Origin of the sequence: Leptospira ryugenii, assembly GCF_003114855.1 — a bacterium.
Taxonomy (GTDB): Bacteria; Spirochaetota; Leptospiria; order Leptospirales; family Leptospiraceae; genus Leptospira_A; species Leptospira_A ryugenii.
In genome coordinates this window covers 283,996-299,766 of sequence record NZ_BFBB01000002.1, presented here as the reverse complement: position 1 = coordinate 299,766, position 15,771 = coordinate 283,996, and the positions used below count along the sequence as shown (strand labels likewise).

Annotated in this window: 30 protein-coding genes and 1 pseudogene; all 31 read right to left on the bottom strand. The window is 43.0% G+C overall.

What is annotated here, in order from left to right; translation table 11 throughout:
- Window positions 1-96: 96 nt before the first annotated feature.
- The 31 genes and pseudogenes from rplQ to tuf all read right to left on the bottom strand — a co-directional run bounded on the left by rplQ (window position 97) and on the right by tuf (window position 15,746).
- The gene (gene rplQ / locus DI060_RS02125; RefSeq protein WP_108973220.1) at window positions 97-606 is read right to left on the bottom strand and encodes a 50S ribosomal protein L17; all 510 of its coding nucleotides are present in this window, start codon (window positions 604-606) and stop codon (window positions 97-99) included.
- A 1-nt stretch (window position 607) separates the two neighbouring features.
- Entirely contained in the window at window positions 608-1,585 is a 978-nt protein-coding gene (locus tag DI060_RS02120; RefSeq protein ID WP_108973218.1) for a DNA-directed RNA polymerase subunit alpha, read from the bottom strand.
- Window positions 1,586-1,615: 30 nt separating this feature from the next.
- Window positions 1,616-2,248: a 30S ribosomal protein S4 gene (gene rpsD, locus DI060_RS02115; RefSeq protein WP_108973216.1), complete on the bottom strand. Its 633-nt coding sequence runs from the start codon at window positions 2,246-2,248 to the stop codon at window positions 1,616-1,618.
- 10 nt (window positions 2,249-2,258) lie between these two features.
- Window positions 2,259-2,672 (bottom strand): 30S ribosomal protein S11, encoded by a 414-nt coding sequence (gene rpsK, locus DI060_RS02110; protein WP_108973213.1) that lies wholly within the window; start codon window positions 2,670-2,672, stop codon window positions 2,259-2,261.
- Between the two features lie 10 nt (window positions 2,673-2,682).
- Window positions 2,683-3,060: a 30S ribosomal protein S13 gene (rpsM, locus tag DI060_RS02105; protein ID WP_108973211.1), complete on the bottom strand. Its 378-nt coding sequence runs from the start codon at window positions 3,058-3,060 to the stop codon at window positions 2,683-2,685.
- A gap of 3 nt (window positions 3,061-3,063) precedes the next feature.
- Entirely contained in the window at window positions 3,064-3,177 is a 114-nt protein-coding gene (gene rpmJ, locus DI060_RS02100) for a 50S ribosomal protein L36 (RefSeq protein ID WP_108973209.1), read from the bottom strand.
- A gap of 8 nt (window positions 3,178-3,185) precedes the next feature.
- On the bottom strand, window positions 3,186-3,404 hold the full coding sequence (gene infA, locus DI060_RS02095) for a translation initiation factor IF-1 (RefSeq protein ID WP_012476295.1): 219 nt from the start codon (window positions 3,402-3,404) through the stop codon (window positions 3,186-3,188).
- A 10-nt stretch (window positions 3,405-3,414) separates the two neighbouring features.
- Complete coding sequence (locus DI060_RS02090) at window positions 3,415-3,978, bottom strand: adenylate kinase (RefSeq protein ID WP_108973207.1); 564 nt, start codon at window positions 3,976-3,978, stop codon at window positions 3,415-3,417.
- 4 nt (window positions 3,979-3,982) lie between these two features.
- Window positions 3,983-5,362, bottom strand: coding sequence for a preprotein translocase subunit SecY (secY, locus tag DI060_RS02085; protein ID WP_108973205.1), 1,380 nt, complete (start codon window positions 5,360-5,362; stop codon window positions 3,983-3,985).
- A gap of 3 nt (window positions 5,363-5,365) precedes the next feature.
- Entirely contained in the window at window positions 5,366-5,905 is a 540-nt protein-coding gene (gene rplO / locus DI060_RS02080; RefSeq protein WP_108973203.1) for a 50S ribosomal protein L15, read from the bottom strand.
- 2 nt (window positions 5,906-5,907) lie between these two features.
- The gene (gene rpmD, locus DI060_RS02075; RefSeq protein WP_108973993.1) at window positions 5,908-6,090 is read right to left on the bottom strand and encodes a 50S ribosomal protein L30; all 183 of its coding nucleotides are present in this window, start codon (window positions 6,088-6,090) and stop codon (window positions 5,908-5,910) included.
- Between the two features lie 10 nt (window positions 6,091-6,100).
- A complete protein-coding gene (rpsE, locus tag DI060_RS02070; protein WP_108973991.1) occupies window positions 6,101-6,604 on the bottom strand; it encodes a 30S ribosomal protein S5 in 504 nt (167 codons plus the stop codon).
- A gap of 4 nt (window positions 6,605-6,608) precedes the next feature.
- Entirely contained in the window at window positions 6,609-6,977 is a 369-nt protein-coding gene (gene rplR / locus DI060_RS02065) for a 50S ribosomal protein L18 (RefSeq protein WP_108973201.1), read from the bottom strand.
- 5 nt (window positions 6,978-6,982) lie between these two features.
- Window positions 6,983-7,522, bottom strand: coding sequence for a 50S ribosomal protein L6 (rplF, locus tag DI060_RS02060; protein ID WP_108973199.1), 540 nt, complete (start codon window positions 7,520-7,522; stop codon window positions 6,983-6,985).
- A 20-nt stretch (window positions 7,523-7,542) separates the two neighbouring features.
- Window positions 7,543-7,941 (bottom strand): 30S ribosomal protein S8, encoded by a 399-nt coding sequence (gene rpsH, locus DI060_RS02055; RefSeq protein WP_108973197.1) that lies wholly within the window; start codon window positions 7,939-7,941, stop codon window positions 7,543-7,545.
- A gap of 22 nt (window positions 7,942-7,963) precedes the next feature.
- Window positions 7,964-8,149: a type Z 30S ribosomal protein S14 gene (locus DI060_RS02050; protein ID WP_108973195.1), complete on the bottom strand. Its 186-nt coding sequence runs from the start codon at window positions 8,147-8,149 to the stop codon at window positions 7,964-7,966.
- Window positions 8,150-8,158: 9 nt separating this feature from the next.
- Window positions 8,159-8,713, bottom strand: a complete 555-nt coding sequence (gene rplE / locus DI060_RS02045) for a 50S ribosomal protein L5 (protein WP_108973193.1) — start codon at window positions 8,711-8,713, stop codon at window positions 8,159-8,161.
- A gap of 2 nt (window positions 8,714-8,715) precedes the next feature.
- Window positions 8,716-9,099: a 50S ribosomal protein L24 gene (gene rplX / locus DI060_RS02040; RefSeq protein ID WP_108973191.1), complete on the bottom strand. Its 384-nt coding sequence runs from the start codon at window positions 9,097-9,099 to the stop codon at window positions 8,716-8,718.
- Window positions 9,099-9,491, bottom strand: a complete 393-nt coding sequence (rplN, locus tag DI060_RS02035) for a 50S ribosomal protein L14 (protein ID WP_108973189.1) — start codon at window positions 9,489-9,491, stop codon at window positions 9,099-9,101. The genes rplX and rplN overlap by 1 nt, the downstream gene beginning before the upstream one ends.
- Entirely contained in the window at window positions 9,488-9,757 is a 270-nt protein-coding gene (gene rpsQ, locus DI060_RS02030) for a 30S ribosomal protein S17 (protein ID WP_108973187.1), read from the bottom strand. The genes rplN and rpsQ overlap by 4 nt, the downstream gene beginning before the upstream one ends.
- 84 nt (window positions 9,758-9,841) lie before the next feature.
- Window positions 9,842-9,961 (bottom strand): annotated as a pseudogene (gene rpmC / locus DI060_RS19360) (50S ribosomal protein L29); the annotation flags it as partial.
- Between the two features lie 68 nt (window positions 9,962-10,029).
- On the bottom strand, window positions 10,030-10,443 hold the full coding sequence (rplP, locus tag DI060_RS02020; RefSeq protein WP_108973183.1) for a 50S ribosomal protein L16: 414 nt from the start codon (window positions 10,441-10,443) through the stop codon (window positions 10,030-10,032).
- A gap of 22 nt (window positions 10,444-10,465) precedes the next feature.
- Entirely contained in the window at window positions 10,466-11,143 is a 678-nt protein-coding gene (gene rpsC / locus DI060_RS02015) for a 30S ribosomal protein S3 (RefSeq protein WP_108973181.1), read from the bottom strand.
- 3 nt (window positions 11,144-11,146) lie between these two features.
- On the bottom strand, window positions 11,147-11,497 hold the full coding sequence (gene rplV / locus DI060_RS02010; protein WP_108973179.1) for a 50S ribosomal protein L22: 351 nt from the start codon (window positions 11,495-11,497) through the stop codon (window positions 11,147-11,149).
- A 9-nt stretch (window positions 11,498-11,506) separates the two neighbouring features.
- Window positions 11,507-11,785 carry a 30S ribosomal protein S19 gene (gene rpsS / locus DI060_RS02005; RefSeq protein WP_108973177.1) on the bottom strand — a complete coding sequence of 93 codons (279 nt, stop codon included), beginning with the start codon at window positions 11,783-11,785 and terminating at the stop codon, window positions 11,507-11,509.
- 13 nt (window positions 11,786-11,798) lie between these two features.
- The gene (gene rplB, locus DI060_RS02000) at window positions 11,799-12,635 is read right to left on the bottom strand and encodes a 50S ribosomal protein L2 (protein WP_108973175.1); all 837 of its coding nucleotides are present in this window, start codon (window positions 12,633-12,635) and stop codon (window positions 11,799-11,801) included.
- A 2-nt stretch (window positions 12,636-12,637) separates the two neighbouring features.
- Entirely contained in the window at window positions 12,638-12,943 is a 306-nt protein-coding gene (locus DI060_RS01995) for a 50S ribosomal protein L23 (RefSeq protein WP_108973173.1), read from the bottom strand.
- 4 nt (window positions 12,944-12,947) lie between these two features.
- Complete coding sequence (gene rplD, locus DI060_RS01990; RefSeq protein WP_108973171.1) at window positions 12,948-13,583, bottom strand: 50S ribosomal protein L4; 636 nt, start codon at window positions 13,581-13,583, stop codon at window positions 12,948-12,950.
- A gap of 8 nt (window positions 13,584-13,591) precedes the next feature.
- Complete coding sequence (rplC, locus tag DI060_RS01985) at window positions 13,592-14,215, bottom strand: 50S ribosomal protein L3 (protein WP_108973168.1); 624 nt, start codon at window positions 14,213-14,215, stop codon at window positions 13,592-13,594.
- A gap of 12 nt (window positions 14,216-14,227) precedes the next feature.
- Window positions 14,228-14,536: a 30S ribosomal protein S10 gene (gene rpsJ, locus DI060_RS01980; protein ID WP_108973166.1), complete on the bottom strand. Its 309-nt coding sequence runs from the start codon at window positions 14,534-14,536 to the stop codon at window positions 14,228-14,230.
- A 4-nt stretch (window positions 14,537-14,540) separates the two neighbouring features.
- Window positions 14,541-15,746 (bottom strand): elongation factor Tu, encoded by a 1,206-nt coding sequence (tuf, locus tag DI060_RS01975; RefSeq protein ID WP_108973163.1) that lies wholly within the window; start codon window positions 15,744-15,746, stop codon window positions 14,541-14,543.
- Window positions 15,747-15,771: the final 25 nt, after the last annotated feature.

Here is a 15,771-nt window from a genome sequence, read left to right as displayed (position 1 = left end):
TGAAAATATAAGCTAACACCTAACGCAGACGGTATAAAAAAACCCCACGGAGTTGAAAACTCTATGGGGTTTATTCGCGAAGTATGTCTGATTCGCTTATTTGGCTTTGGCGGCCTTTTTCTCTTTCTTCTCAGGCTTTGCTTTTGCAGGCGCTGTTTTCGTTCGTTTTTGCTTTGTCTCGTCTTTCAACTCCGCTTGGGTCTTTCTATCAACAAGTTCCAATATGCCCATTTCTGTGTTATCGGATTGTCGGTTCACCAAACGAATGATACGAGTGTAACCACCAACTCTTGATGCATACCGATTGGAAAGATCGCTAAGCAGTTTATTCACGATCTCTTGGTCTCCCAAATGTGTGTGCAAATAACGGGTGTTGTGCAAAATAGTCTCTTGTTTTTTCTTTTCGTCAAGGTTGGCTAAATTTGCGTCTAGGTTTCGTTTTGCTCTGGAGATCACTCTCTCAGCATAGGATCTAGCTACCTTTAGCTTTGCTATAGAAGATTCTATACGCTCATGGCGAAGTAGAGAGATCACCATATTCTGGATCATCGCTTTCCTGTGGTCAGCAGATCGATTGAGTTGCTTTACTTTATTTCTTTTATTCATCTTAAAAATCTCTCATTCCAAATGAAAGTCCTAAGGAAGACAACTTTGCCTTTAACTCAGCCAAACTCTGTTCGCTGTAATGCTTTGACTTAGTCATTTCCTCTTCACTACGTTTAACTAATTCTCCGATGAAATCAATTTCCAAACTTCTCAATACATTCGTAGAACGCACAGAGAGCTCCAACTCTTCCACGTGTTTGGAAAGGGAGGCTTTTAATTTTTCATCTGCTTCATCTAATTCTTCTTCTTCTTCCTCAACTTCTTCTTCGAAGTTAATGAAAACAGTTAAGTGGTCTTTTAGAATCTTTGCTGCTTGCGCGACCGCATCCTCTGGGGATACAGAACCATCGGTCCAAACCTCTAGAGTTAGCTTTTCATAATCAGATCTTTGGGCTACGCGAGTTTCAGAAACTTCAAAAAGAACCTTTTGGATTGGCGAGAAAATAGAATCGATAGGGATGGTTCCCAATACTTCTATTTCCTTCTTTTTGTCCTCAGCAGGGATGTATCCACGGCCTCTTTGGATTTCTAAATCCATAATGATATTTGCATCTTCGTTTAAAGTCGCAATGTGCAGGTCCGGATTCATTATTTCGATAGAAGAATCCACTGCCAAATCTCCAGCACGGAAGTAACCAGCACCTTTCAACTCGATGTGAATGACTTTACTTGCTTCTTTGTCTTCTGGTTCGTACTTAATGCGGACTTGTTTTAGGTTTAGGATAATCCTTGTGACGTCTTCTGCCACACCTTCCACATACGCAAATTCATGCGTAACTCCCTCAATACGAATGGCAGAGATGGCTGCCCCTTCGATTGAACTCATAAGTGTTCTTCTCAATGAGTTTCCAATGGTTGTACCAATGCCACGCTCAAATGGCTCTGCGACAAACTTTCCGTAGTTGGCAGTATTCACATCTGTTGTGAATTCGATTTTCTTTGGTCTTTTAAAGCCTTTTAATAAATTCTTAGGGGACAATGTCTTTACCTTCTCTATCGATTCGTTGGTCTACTTAGAATACAATTCCACAATCACTTGTTCTTTGATTGGAAGATCTATGTGTTCTCTTGTCGGAAGCGAAAGCACTTCACCTGAAAAATTTGAAAAGTTAACACTTAACCAGGAAACAGTCTTATTGATTGCTTGCGCTAGTTTGATGTTTTCTTCGATGAAAGGAGACTTTTGGAATTTGTCTCGGATTTCAATTTTGTCACCGACGTTTACACGATAAGAACAAATATCTACACGGTTTCCATTTACTAGAATGTGTCTATGGGCAACAAAGTTTCTCGCTTGTCGGCGTGTTACCGCAAAACCCAAACGATACAAAACATTGTCCAACCTTCTTTCGAGAAACTGGAGTAAGTTTTCACCAGGAATTCCTGGGGTGTGCGATGCTTCTTCAAAATAACGTCGGAATTGTTTTTCCAGAACTCCGTAGGCTCTCTTCACTTTTTGTTTTTCGCGAAGCTGAGCGCCATATTCCGTTACCTTTCCTTTCTTCTTGGGAGGAAGACCTGGAGGGTATTTCCTCTTTTCGAGAGAGGACTTTTCTTTATGCAATGTGTGGCTATTTTTTAAGAAGAGATTCAAACCCTCTCTTCTCATTAATTTCGCAACAGGACCTCTATAACGTGCCATATATTATACCTTACACTCTTCTTCTTTTTCTAGGTCTGCATCCATTGTGTGGAAGCGGGGTGACATCTTTGATTAATTTTACAGCGAGACCTTTTGTGGTGAGGGAACGGATTGCTGATTCGCGGCCAATGCCTGGTCCAGAAACCATTACGTCCACTTCGGATAGACCAGCAGCCTCAATGGCTTTTTCAGCAGCATTTGTTGCCGCAATTTGAGCCGCATAGGGAGTTGATTTTTTAGAACCACGGAATCCCATCATTCCAGAAGAAGACCAAGAGATCACGTTTCCTGCCATATCTGTTACGGAGACGATGGTGTTATTAAAAGAAGCCTGGATATAGACCTTACCTCTCGGTACATTCTTTTTCTCTTTCTTCTTTACTTTCTTGGTTTCTTTTTTGCCTTTCGTTTCTTTTTCAGCCATTGATCAAATCCTATTTAGTTACCTTTTTCTTGTTCGCAACGGTCTTCTTGACTCCTTTACGAGTCCTCGCGTTGGTTCTGGTTCTTTGGCCGTTTACAGGTAAGCCTCTTCTATGTCTGAGGCCACGGTAACACCCAACATCCATCAATCGTTTGATGTTGAGGTTCACTTCGGAACGAAGGTCCCCTTCTACTTGAAAGCCCTCTTCGATCACCCTACGAATCGATGCTTCTTGTTCATCGCTTAGGTCTTTCACTCGAATGCTCTCGTCAATCCCGGCTTTTTTCAAAATCTTCTCAGAGGAAGACTTTCCAATCCCATATACATAGGTTAAACCGATTACGATTCTTTTGTTGGAAGGTAAATCTACACCTGCAATACGTGCCATATTCTATCTTTGCCTTTGTTTGTGTTTTGGGTTCGTGCAGATCACTCGGATCACACCTTTTCTGCGAATGACTTTGCATTCGGAACAAATCTTTTTCACTGATGCTCTAACTTTCATACGTTATCCTATTTCTTCCTGTATGTGATTCTACCCTTGGTGAGGTCATAAGGTGAAAGCTCGACGGTAACCTTGTCACCAGGTAAGATACGAATGTAATGCATACGCATCTTTCCTGAAATGTGGGCCAAAACTTTATGACCGTTTTCCAGTTCCACTCGAAACATGGCATTTGGGAGCGGCTCTAAAACCGTGCCATCGATCGTGATTGCTTCTTCCTTAGCCAGGGTGATTCTCCTATTGAATCTGCTTTAAGATTGCATTTGTGATTTCATCCATACTTCCCAAGCCATTGATTTGCCGAAGGATACCTGTTCCACGATAAAAATCGATCAGGGGCAAAGTTTTGGTGTTGTAAGTATGCAGACGGTTTTTGATGGTCTCTTCGTTGTCATCCGAGCGTCCTTCTTTGATCGCTCTACCTAGCAAACGTTTTACGAGTTCATCGTCAGGAACGTCTAGGTTGACAACGGAGTCGAGCTCCATGTGGAGCTCTTTGAGGATTCCTTCGAGAGCTTTTGCTTGCTCCACCGTCCGAGGAAATCCATCCAGTATGAATCCATTCGCACAATCCGACTCAACCAAACGGTCGCGGATAATGCCGATAACGACAGCATCTGGAACCAGGTCTCCGGCGTCCATATATTTTTTCGCCTCTAAACCCATTTTCGTTCCGTTTTTAACTGCAGAGCGGAGGATGTCACCAGTCGAGATCTGGGGGATCTGAAACCGTTCTTTAATGATATCTGCTTGTGTGCCCTTTCCGGCCCCCGGAGGGCCCATAAAAATCAGTCGTTTCATATGGTTACGCTCTGCCTTTGATTTTTGTCTTCTTCATGAAACCTTCATAATTACGCATGAGGAGTTGAGCTTCAATCTGTTTTAAAGTCTCAAGTGCCACACCGACCATAATTAAAAGTGATGTTCCACCAAAAGTGTAAACCAAAGTACCGCCACCTGTGTTTGAACCCAAGTTTAAAAACTTGATGATTAAATAAGGGGCTAAAGCAAGGCCAGCTAAGAAGAGTGCGCCAGGAAGAGTGATGCGATTTAAGATCTTTTCAATCATTTCCTTGGTCTGGGTCCCAGGGCGAACACCAGGGATAAATCCACCATACTTTTTCAAGTTGTCCGCAAGCTCTTGGGGGTTGAACTGGATTGCTGTGTAAAAATAGGCAAAGAAGATAATCAGAGATGTATAGATTACATAATAAAAAAGTGCATGGTACCAAATTTGAGAAAATGGATTGAAATAATCCATAATCACTGCCCAACCAGCCCACTGCCCGCCCTTGGAGGAAAGCCACTGGATGATGGTTTGAGGAAAGAGAATCAAAGAAGAGGCAAAGATAATAGGCATCACATTTGCACTATTGACCTTGAACGGAATGGACTGACTTCTCGCCTGTACCATCTTGCGCCCCACCATCTGCTTTCCATAGTTCAAAGGAACTCGGCGTACACCTTGGGTAAGTATCACCGTTAATGCGATCAAGACGATAAAGATAATTAAAAGGATCAAAATGGAAAGTGCATCGGAAGTATCCGAAGTAAACATAGCAATCAAGGCTTCAGGCATCCGTCCAATGATACCCGCAAAGATAATCAAAGAAATTCCATTGCCAATACCACGCTCCGTGATTTGTTCTCCCAACCATATAAGTAGCACGGTACCTGTCGTGATGGAAACCATCGCCAAAGGTAAGAAATATGCATCCACAGAAGGACTGATCAAACCAGGGTACTTTGCTGGAGCATTTCCCGAACCAGTTGACCAAGAATTGGCAAGCTGGATCACGGCAAGGGACTGAACCGCACAGAGGATCAATGTGCCGTACTTTGTATACTGTTGTATTTTCTTTCTGCCCTCATCACCTTCCTTTTGCAGTTTTTGCAAAGAGGGAATGAGCACCATGACAAGCTGCATGATGATAGAGGAGGAGATGTAGGGCATAATCCCCAAGGCAAAGATCGAAAACTTAAGAAGAGCGCCACCTGCAAACAAGTCTACCATACCCAAAAATCCTTCACTCGGGTCGGCGGTGATCCCAGTGACGATCAAACTATTGATGCCAGGAATCGTGACATGAGTCCCCATCCTGAAGAGCAACAGCATACCTATGGTAAAAAAGATTTTCGATCTTAGTTCTGGGATTCTGAATATGTTAGCAATTGTTTGGAACATGTGTTATGCGTTTTTCTTCTCTACAGCTTTCTTTTCTCTGATGATGACCTTTCCACCAGCTTTCTCAACTTTCGCGATTGCTGATTGTGAAGCACCATCTACTGTAATTGTGATCGCTTGGCTCAATTCACCAGTTGCAAGTAATTTGATTAAACCTGTTTCCGATTTGATCAAACGCTTCTCACGAAGGAGAGCAGGAGAAATCTCACCGAACAAACCAGCTTTTGCAATCACCAATAGATTTACAGGTTGGTATACGCTAGAGAATATATTTCGGAAACCACGTTTGGGGAGGCGTTTGTGGAGTGGCATCTGTCCACCTTCAAAACCTCTTTTCATGGAGGCAGCTCTTGCCCTTTGGCCTTTTGAACCTCGAGTAGAGGTTTTCCCCATACCCGATCCTGGCCCTTGCCCTACCCTTTTTTTGGCTGTTTTTGCACCCTTTGGAATCGGGACGAGGTTTTTGTTACCGAGGGAAGTACTCTTTTTGGGTCTTTTTTTCCCAAAACCGCGAGCGCGCTCGATTCTTTCTTTCTCTGCCATATTTATTTTACCTTTTCTATCTTGAGCAGGTAACCAACTTGTCGGAGCATTCCCTGAATTTGGGGGGTTACCTTGTGCTTTCTTGTCTGGCCTTTCTTTTTTAGGCCCAATGCAATCAGAGTCTGTCTATGGATAGGCAAAACTCCGATGGAACTCTTTTGTTGTGTCACAAGTACTTCTTCCATCGCGAACCTCTTATAAATCTTGCCCAAACAAGTGTTTTAGGCTAACTCCCCTACGCTTCACTGCCATAGAAGGAGTTTCCAATTGTTGCAAAGCATCCATGGTTGCTTTCACAATGTTCATAGGATTAGAAGATCCCCAAGACTTAGTGAGTACGTCTTGAACACCCGCTCTCTCCAAAACAGAGCGAACAGATGCACCTGCAATAATTCCTGTTCCAGGAGATGCAGGTTTTAGGATCACTCGAGCAGATTTAAAGCTACCAATCACGTCGTGAGGTACAGTATGTCCGATAAAATGTATAGATTTTAAGTTCTTCTTTGCAGATTCTATGGACTTACGAATGGCGTCCGGTACTTCATTTGCTTTTCCAAACCCAATACCAACTTTACCTTTAGAGTCACCAACCACAGAAAGGGCGTTGAAAGAGAACCGACGTCCCCCCTTAACCACTTTCGCTACTCGGTCAATCTTTACTACTTTCTCTGTGAACTCTTTTGTTTCTTCTTCTAACATCATACTAGAACTCCAACCCACCTTCTCTTGCAGAGTCTGCAAAAGCTGCGATCCGGCCGTGGTAAACCATTCCCGATCGATCTAAAACCACTTGGGAAAGACCTGCTTTTTTTGCCTTTTCCGCAATCACCTTTCCTAATTGAGTTGCAGCCGCCTTGCTCTTTTTGGAATTTTCATGAGCAGGGAAATCCTTTGCAAATGTGGTCGCATACACCAATGTGATCCCTTTACTGTCATCGATAATCTGAGCAGTAAGGTATTTGTTTGATTTATTGAATACGAGTCTAGGGCGAGAAGAATTCGCTTTCAATTTGAAGCGAACTCTTTCAGTTCTTCGTTTTCTTTGAATGTTCTTTGCTGTTTTATTGATCATGGCGACTACTTCTTACCAGTTTTTCCGGCTTTACGTCTGATGTATTCATCACTGTACTTAACACCCTTCCCTTTGTAAGGCTCAGGTGGTCTCTTGGAACGAATGTCTGCAGCAACTTGACCCACTAACTGGCGATCGATCCCTGTTACTTTGATCTTTAACTGGTCAGTGACCTCAATTTTAATGCCATTTGGCTCAGGGAAGACAACTTCATGGGAATATCCCAAGTTCATCACAAGGTCTTTACCGCGCTTTTGCGCTCGGTAACCAACACCAGTAATTTCTAGGTTCTTTTCCCAACCTGTTGTCACTCCTTTCACACTGTTCATGGCGAGTGATCGCACCAAACCGTGGAGAGCGACAGTTTTTTGGTCTTCGCTGTTTCGGGAGAACACAAGCTCTCCGTTCTCAACCTTTGCAGAAACACCTTCGAAAATTGGTGATTTTAATTCACCTAAAGGTCCTTTTACAGTGATTGAACTTGTATCAGCCTTAACCTCCACCTTAGGAGGCAATTTAATAATACTTTTACCAACTCGGGACATGCGATTGATTCCTTGTTCGGTTAGAATACCTTACAAAGAACTTCACCTCCTACCTTGAGTTTTCTTGCTCTTTTTCCTGTCATCACTCCCTTCGAAGTAGAAAGGATCATAGTTCCTATATTATTTCGGAAAGGACGTATTTCCGAAGATTGGATGTAGACCCTTCTACCAGGAGTCGAAACACGTTCTATCATTCTGATCACAGGACGTTTGTTCTCATCATACTTCAGTTTTACTTGAAAATCATCAAAACTTCCGTTTTTTACGGTTTGGATGTCTTCAACGAAACCTTCCTCTTTTAAAAGCTCTAGGATAGACTTCTTTATTTTGCTTCCCGGAATCACGCAGGACTCATGCTTCGCCTGCTGCGCGTTACGGATTCTTGTTAACATATCTGCTATTGGATCTGAAAGACTCATTCTTTGTAACCTTTCCCAAACTCTACCAAGAGGATTTTTTAACGCCAGGGATCTGCGCTTTGCTCGCTAAGTCGCGGAAGCATAAACGACACATATCGAATCTTCGCAAATAGGCACGCGATCTACCGCAAAGTGGACAGCGATTGTACTCTCTCACCTTGAATTTTTGTTTCTTCGCGTGGCGCTCCATCATTGATTTTTTCGCCATATGTCTCTCCTATTTTGCTCCGGCTGTGCGATAAGGCATGCCGAAGGCTTGAAATAATTCGTATGCTTCTTTGTCATTTTCAGTGTTCGTGACAAAGGTGATGTTGATACCATAGATCGTATTGATCTTGTCGAAGTGGATCTCAGGAAAAATGATTTGTTCCTTTACGGAAAGGTTGTAATTCCCACGCCCATCAAAACCTTTTGGGCTTACGCCTCGAAAGTCCCTTACCCTTGGGAGGGCGATGTTGATGAAACGATCCAAAAATTCATACATGTAATGGCCACGAAGCGTAACCTTACAGCCGAGCACCATACCTTCTCTCACTTTAAAACCCGCAATGGACTTTTTAGCAAAAGTTTTCACTGGCTTCTGGCCTGTGATCTGCCCTATCTCTTCCAAACAAGCTTCCATAGCCTTTGGATTTGTATGTGCTTCGCCCATTCCGACGTTGATCACGATTTTTTCTAATTTCGGAACTCTCATTACGCTCTTAAAACCGAGCTCTTTCTGAAGGTTGGGACGAATGACTTTTTCGTATTTTTCTTTAAGCCTAGGTACCATGATTAAATCTCTTTCCCTTCAGGTCTTGTGACCCGTGCTGATTTTCCATCTTTCTTCAGAAACCCTAAGCGTACACCTTTAATTTTCTTCTTTGGTTTCGCCTTGTTTTCTGCCTTTGCATCATGAAACATAACATTAGAGATATGAATCGGGAATTCGATCTCAATCGAACCACCTTGTGGGTTCTCTTGTGTCGGGCGGACGTATCTTCGTCTTTTGTTTACACCTTCAATGTAAACACGATCACGACGCTTATCAATCGCCAATACTTTGCCCTTTTTTCCTTTCTCTTTGCCCGCAATGACCAAAACCTCATCGTCTTTTTTGATTTTGGTTTTTTTGAATTTAACTGGCTCAGAACCTCTGTAAGGTAATTTTGTCGCCATTATAAAACCTCCGGTGCAAGAGAAATGATCTTCATATACTTCTTGTCACGAAGCTCTCTTGCGACTGGTCCAAAGATCCTTGTGCCTTTGGGATTTCCTTTATCATCGATGATTGCAACTGCATTGTCATCAAAGCGAATATACGTTCCGTCAGGTCGTCTCACTTCCTTTTTGGTTCGCACGACAACCGCTCTTTGAACTGCTTTGTTGTGAACTTTCTTTCCCTGACCATCTCGTAAGCCGTAAGCAGGTTGCGCATCCTTAACGGCTACAATTATCTCGTCGCCAAGTGTTGCGTATCTCTTTTTTGAGCCACCTAACACTTTGACGCACATGACTTTTTTCACACCCGAGTTGTCGGCAACTTGCAAAATAGTTTCTTGTTGAATCATACTAGTTTAGCCTTCTCTAGCACCTTTAATAACTTATGGTGCTTTTGTTTACTCAGAGGTCGAGTTTCGACTGCAACGATACGGTCGCCTACCTGACACTCATTCTTCTCATCGTGTACCTTTACTCTAGAGGTCTTTGTCATGATCTTTTTAAATCTAGGATGCACCTTTCTTGTGATCACTTCGATGACTACGGTTTTATCCATAGAATCACTGACGACAACACCTTGGATGGTAAGCGACTTTTTTGCGTTCTTATCTTCCATATCTTACTTTTTCTTACCCTTAGCAGGTTTTGCTTCTGGAATTGGCTTCCCAACTTTCGGAGCAATTTTTTTGAGTTTTCCCTCAGCTACTAATTCCTTTTCACGAATAGCAGTTAAGGCCTGCGCAATTCTCTTCTTATGATTTCTGATTTGTTTTGGATTCTCTAGAGAACGTGTAACTCCATACTGAAAGCGTGCCTTACGCACTTCTTCCGATGAGGATTGTATCTCTTTCTTCAGTTCTTCTACAGACAGGGAAGTAAAATTGTCTTTCATAGAATATTCCTCTTAACAAAGGCAGTCTCAACCGGTAGCTTAAAAGCTGCTAGGTGCAGAGCTTTCTTTGCTGTTTCCTCATCAATCCCCGCCATCTCAAATAAAACCCTTCCTGGGCGGATTTCAGCAATCCAGAACTCAGGGTTACCCTTTCCCTTACCCATCCTAGTTTCAGCGGGCTTCTTAGTGATGGGAAGGTGAGGAAATATACGAATCCATAACTTCCCACCTCGCTTGACTTGGCGGTTGATGGTAATCCTGGCTGCCTCAATTTGCCTTGCAGTGATTCGGCCAGAACTGACGGCTTTCAGACCGTACTCACCGAACGCAACGTAGGAGCCTCTCTCATCTTTTCCTTTGAGGCGTCCTCTTTGGCGCTTTCTAAATTTAACTCGCTTAGGTGCTAACATGAATCTTTCTCTTTACTCGTTATTAACTCGTTCTTCGCTTCACGGCGTACTTATCTTCTTCCGACTCTTCTTTCGTTGGGAAATAATCACCTGTATAGGTCCAAACCTTTACACCTATCTGGCCAAAGGTTGTGAGAGCTTCTTTAAATCCAAAATCTATCTTTGCACGAAGTGTATGGAGAGGCACGCGACCTTCCATGTACTTCTCAGTTCTAGCCATATCGGCTCCATTCAATCGCCCGGAGATCTGAATCTTTACACCTTCAACCCCGCCGCGCATTGCTCTTCTGAGCTCAGCCTTCATTACGCGTCGGAATGGCATCCTTTGTTCAATTTGCAAAGCCACTGTCTCCGCAATAGCTTGCGCAATGATCTCTGGTTTTTTCACTTCTATGATGTTCATCCCAATAGGCTTTTCAGCCATGGACTTTAGCTCTTGTTTGACTGCCTCGATGTTTTGGCCTTTCTGGCCAATCACCATACCAGGTTTCGCAGTATGCAAGTTGATGTTGATCTTTTCTGGGAAACGCTCAATCACTACCTTTACAACTGAAGCATTCTTGAATTTCTTTTGCAAAAACCGGCGAATCTTAATATCCTCGTGAAGGTTTTTGATGTAATCTTGCTTAGAAAACCAGATGGAATCCCAATTTCTTGTGATCCCAATGCGAAGACCGATTGGATTGACTTTTTGACCCATATATTACTTTGCCTTTTTCTCTGTCTCAGATACTACCACTGTTATGTGGCTTAGTCTTTTTCGAATACGGGAAGCTCTACCTCTCGCACGGGGACGATACCTTTTCATAATAGGTCCATCATCGACATAAATCTTCTTAACATACAAATTCGCCGGATCCAGTGACTCATTCATCTGGATCGCATTCGCTACAGCCGAATTGAGTAGGTTTATCAACATCGGACTTGCAGCTTTGTTCGTAAAGCGTAGGATATCGATAGCTTCTTTATAGTCATAACCACGAATTTCATCAGCAACTAACCTTGCTTTCCTAGCTGAAATTCGAACGTGTTTTGCAACCGCTTTTGCTTCCATTCTTCTTTCCTATTTCTTAGCCACTTTCTTGTCACCACCGTGACCTTTGAAGGTTCGTGTGGGAGCAAATTCACCTAATTTATGCCCAATCATATTTTCGTTGATGTAAACAGGAACGAATGACTTTCCATTGTGAATCATGACGGTATGTCCGATCATATCAGGATAGATTGTGCTTCTTCTTGACCAAGATTTGAAGGGGTTCTTTTTACCTTCGGCATTTAGCTTGGTGATTTTTTTCATGAGGTGGTCGTCGATAAAGGGACCTTTCTTTAAACTTCTAGCCATGGTTTATGAGATCCTACCTATTTCTATTTTTCTTACGTCTTTGAACTATGAACCGATCGGAAGGTTTGGTCTTACGAGTCTTCCAACCTTTCGTTGGCTTACCCCAAGGAGTCACTGGATGCCTACCTCCAGAAGTCCTTCCCTCTCCACCACCGAGTGGGTGGTCAACTGGGTTCATTACCACACCCCTTACTTTAGGGCGCTTTCCTAACCATCGGTTTCTACCTGCTTTTCCAATAATGACAAGGTTATGGTCTTTATTGGAAAGCTCACCAATGGTAGCTGAACATTCTTTTCTTATCTTCCTTACTTCAGAGGAAGGCAGTTTTAAGCTAACATAATCACCATCTTTTGCAGCAATGACCGCAAAAGATCCAGCAGTGCGTGCAATTTGTCCACCTTTACCTAAGTGTAATTCAATGTTGTGAACATTAGTCCCTGCTGGGATTTTATCCAAAGGCAAGGTATTGCCTAATTTGATCTCTGCATCCGGACCAGATACGACCTTATCTCCAACTTTCAAACCATCTGGAGCTAAAATGTATCTATATTCACCATCAGCATAACAAACAAGTGCGATGAAAGCGGAACGATTTGGGTCATACTCAATGGTTTTAACAGTAGCAGGAATCCCTACTTTATTTCGTTTAAAGTCAATAAGGCGGAACTTTCTTTTGTTTCTTCCACCCTTCCGGCGCACCGCGATCCGCCCATCATTGCTTCTACCCGCTTTGTAGTTTACATTTCGAGTTAAAGGCTTGTATGGACTTGTTTCCGTTACTTCTTTGAAATCTAATACTGAGTAGTAACGAGAACTTTGTGTGGTTGGTTTGAGTTTTCTGATTCCCATGATTAAACCTTAGCAAAATCTAAATTCGCGCCATCTGCGAATGTTACAATTGCCTTCTTGTAATGAGGTCTCTGCGATGGCATATTTCTAAACCGTTTCATCTTCCCTCTGAAAACAGAAATGTTCACTGAAGAAGGAACAACGTTGTACATTTGCTTCAGGGCCTGCTTCACTAGAGTTTTATTTGCATCCGGGTGAACACGAAATGTGTATTTTACGGTTCTTTTTCCCAAACGCTCTCCAATGGACTGTAGATCCTGAGATTTTTCTGTGACAACCGGAGATAGTATTACGTTTTGTAGGTTCACTGGATTAGCCCTGCTTTCCGTATTGGGTGATCAATTCCTTCAGCGCACTTTCGGATATCACCAAATTGTTGTTATAAAGTATGTCTCTGCAAACCATTCGTTTTGAATTTACGAACTTTAGGTTCTCAATGTTTCTTGCAGATCGCTTCAAGAATTGGTTCTCACCTGCAACAACGAGTCCTATGTTTCCCTTGTCTGCGATTTCCATTTTTTTGAAAATACTGAAGAGGGCTTTGGTTGAATAAGCGCTTGGCTCTACATCTTCAATGATCAATATGCGATTTTCTTCTGCCTTCTTGTTGAGGATGGACTGCACTGCCTTCTTCTTTACGGAACGAGAAAGGTTAGAGCTATAGTCACGAGGCTTTGGTCCGTGAATGATACCACCACCAACGAAATGTGGGGCTCTGATAGAGCCTTGACGTGCTCGACCTGTACCTTTTTGCGCCCAAGGTTTCTTTCCACCACCACTCACCTCGGATCGGTCTTTAGTGGAATGGGTTCCTTGTCTAAGGTTTGCGTTCTCTGCTTTTATCGCATCGTAAATCGCACCCAACGAAACACCTGTTCCAAATAAGTGGGCTGGCAATTCAATCTCGGATTGAAAAACTCCCTCTTTGTTATACTTACGCGCTTTCATAAATAATCCTAATTACCAATTTTTTCGATGGTTACGATCGATCTGTCTCTACCAGGAACTGGACCTGATACAAAAACCAAATTGCTATCTGCATCAATCTTAACTACCTTCAGGTTGCGAACTGTACTCTTTTCATTTCCAGTCCTTCCGCCCATCTTTAGGCCTTTAAAGACACGGCCTGGAGTTGTATTTGATCCTATTGAACCCGGGTGCCTTTGGAATCTGGAACCATGTGCATCCGGCCCACCAGCGAAACCATGACGCTTTACAACACCCTGGGTGCCCTTCCCTTTTGAGGTTCCGCTTACCTTCACAACGTCATTCAATGCGAACACGTCTGAAAGCTTCAATTCAGCACCTGGTTCCAAGGCTTCAAAACCTTTAAATTCGGCTAAGTGTTGCTTTGCGGTCAGATTTGCCTTTTTTAGGTGGCCAAGAGCCGCTTTTGACAATTTAGTTTCCTTGGTTTCCTCGAAGGCTAATTGGATAGAATCATATCCGTCTTTACCTGTCGTTTTTACCTGTGAAACAAAACAAGGACCTACGCGCAGGATAGTAACTGTAACCATCTTGCCGTCCTCATTAAATATATGGGCCATGCCCAATTTTTCGCCGATTAAACCTTTTGCCATGGATCCTATCCCTTAGGATTTAATGTCTACCGAAACCCCTGCTGGGAGTTGAAGCTTCATCAAAGCCTCTACGGTATCTTCATTTGTATTTAAAATATCTATGAGTCTCTTATGAGTTCTCATTTCAAACTGCTCACGTGCTTTCTTATTAACGTGAGGCGAACGTAAAACGGTGTAGATTTCCTTTTTTGTAGGAAGCGGGATCGGACCGGAGACTGTCGCCCCCGTCCGCTTCGCTGTAGCTACGATCTCATAGGTTGATTGGTCTATCAACCTATGATCGAAAGCTTTTAACTTAACGCGAATTCTTTGGCCTGCCATTGACTTACTCAATGATCTCCGCTACGACACCAGAACCGATGGTTCTTCCACCTTCCCGGATTGCAAACTTAAGACCTTGGTCCATCGCGATTGGGTGGATGAGCTCGATACTCATAGTCACGTTGTCGCCTGGCATAACCATTTCCATACCGCCCGGTAAGTTACAAACTCCGGTGATGTCGGTTGTTCTGAAGTAGAACTGTGGTCGGTAGTTATTGAAGAAAGGAGTGTGACGACCACCCTCATCTTTCGTAAGAACGTAAACCTCAGCCTTGAACTTTCTGTGAGGAGTGATAGTTCCTGGTTTTGCAAGAACCTGTCCTCTTTCGATGTCCTCTTTTTTGGTTCCACGAAGAAGTGCACCGATATTGTCCCCAGCTTCCGCTTGGTCTAACAACTTACGGAACATTTCTATACCAGTAACAACTGTCTTGGATGTATCGCGGATACCCACGATTTCAACTTCATCATTGATTTTGAGAACACCTTGTTCAACACGGCCTGTTGCCACTGTTCCTCGACCAGTGATAGAGAAAACATCTTCAACTGGCATCAAGAAAGGCTTATCAACAATCCTTTGTGGGTTTGGAACATAGGTATCAACTGCCTCCATAAGCTTAAGGATGGATTTCATTCCTAGGTCGGAATCTTCTCCCTCAAGAGCTTTTAATGCAGATCCATGGATGAAAGGAGTCTTATCACCAGGGAAATTGTATTTATTGAGTAGGTCTTTGATTTCCTCTTTTACCATTTCAATCATGTCATCTCTTTCATCAGCAGCTAACATATCTGCTTTGTTAAGATACACAACGATATAAGGAACACCCACCTGTCTTGCAAGAAGGATGTGTTCTTTGGTTTGAGGCATAGCACCATCAGTAGCAGATACAACGAGAATCGCCGCATCCATCTGAGCCGCACCAGTGATCATGTTCTTTACATAGTCAGCGTGCCCTGGGCAATCAACGTGCGCATAGTGGCGATTAGGAGTTTCATATTCTTGGTGAGAAGTTGCAATAGTGATCCCACGAGCCTTCTCTTCAGGTGCGTTATCAATCTGGTCATACGCAACAGCTTTGTTCTTACCACCAACGAGCTTCGCAAGTGTAGTAGTGATAGCAGCAGTAAGCGTTGTTTTACCGTGGTCAACGTGACCAATTGTTCCGATGTTTAAGTGTGGTTTTGAACGGTCAAATTTTTCTTTAGCCATTGTTAGAATCTACTCCTCAATCGTG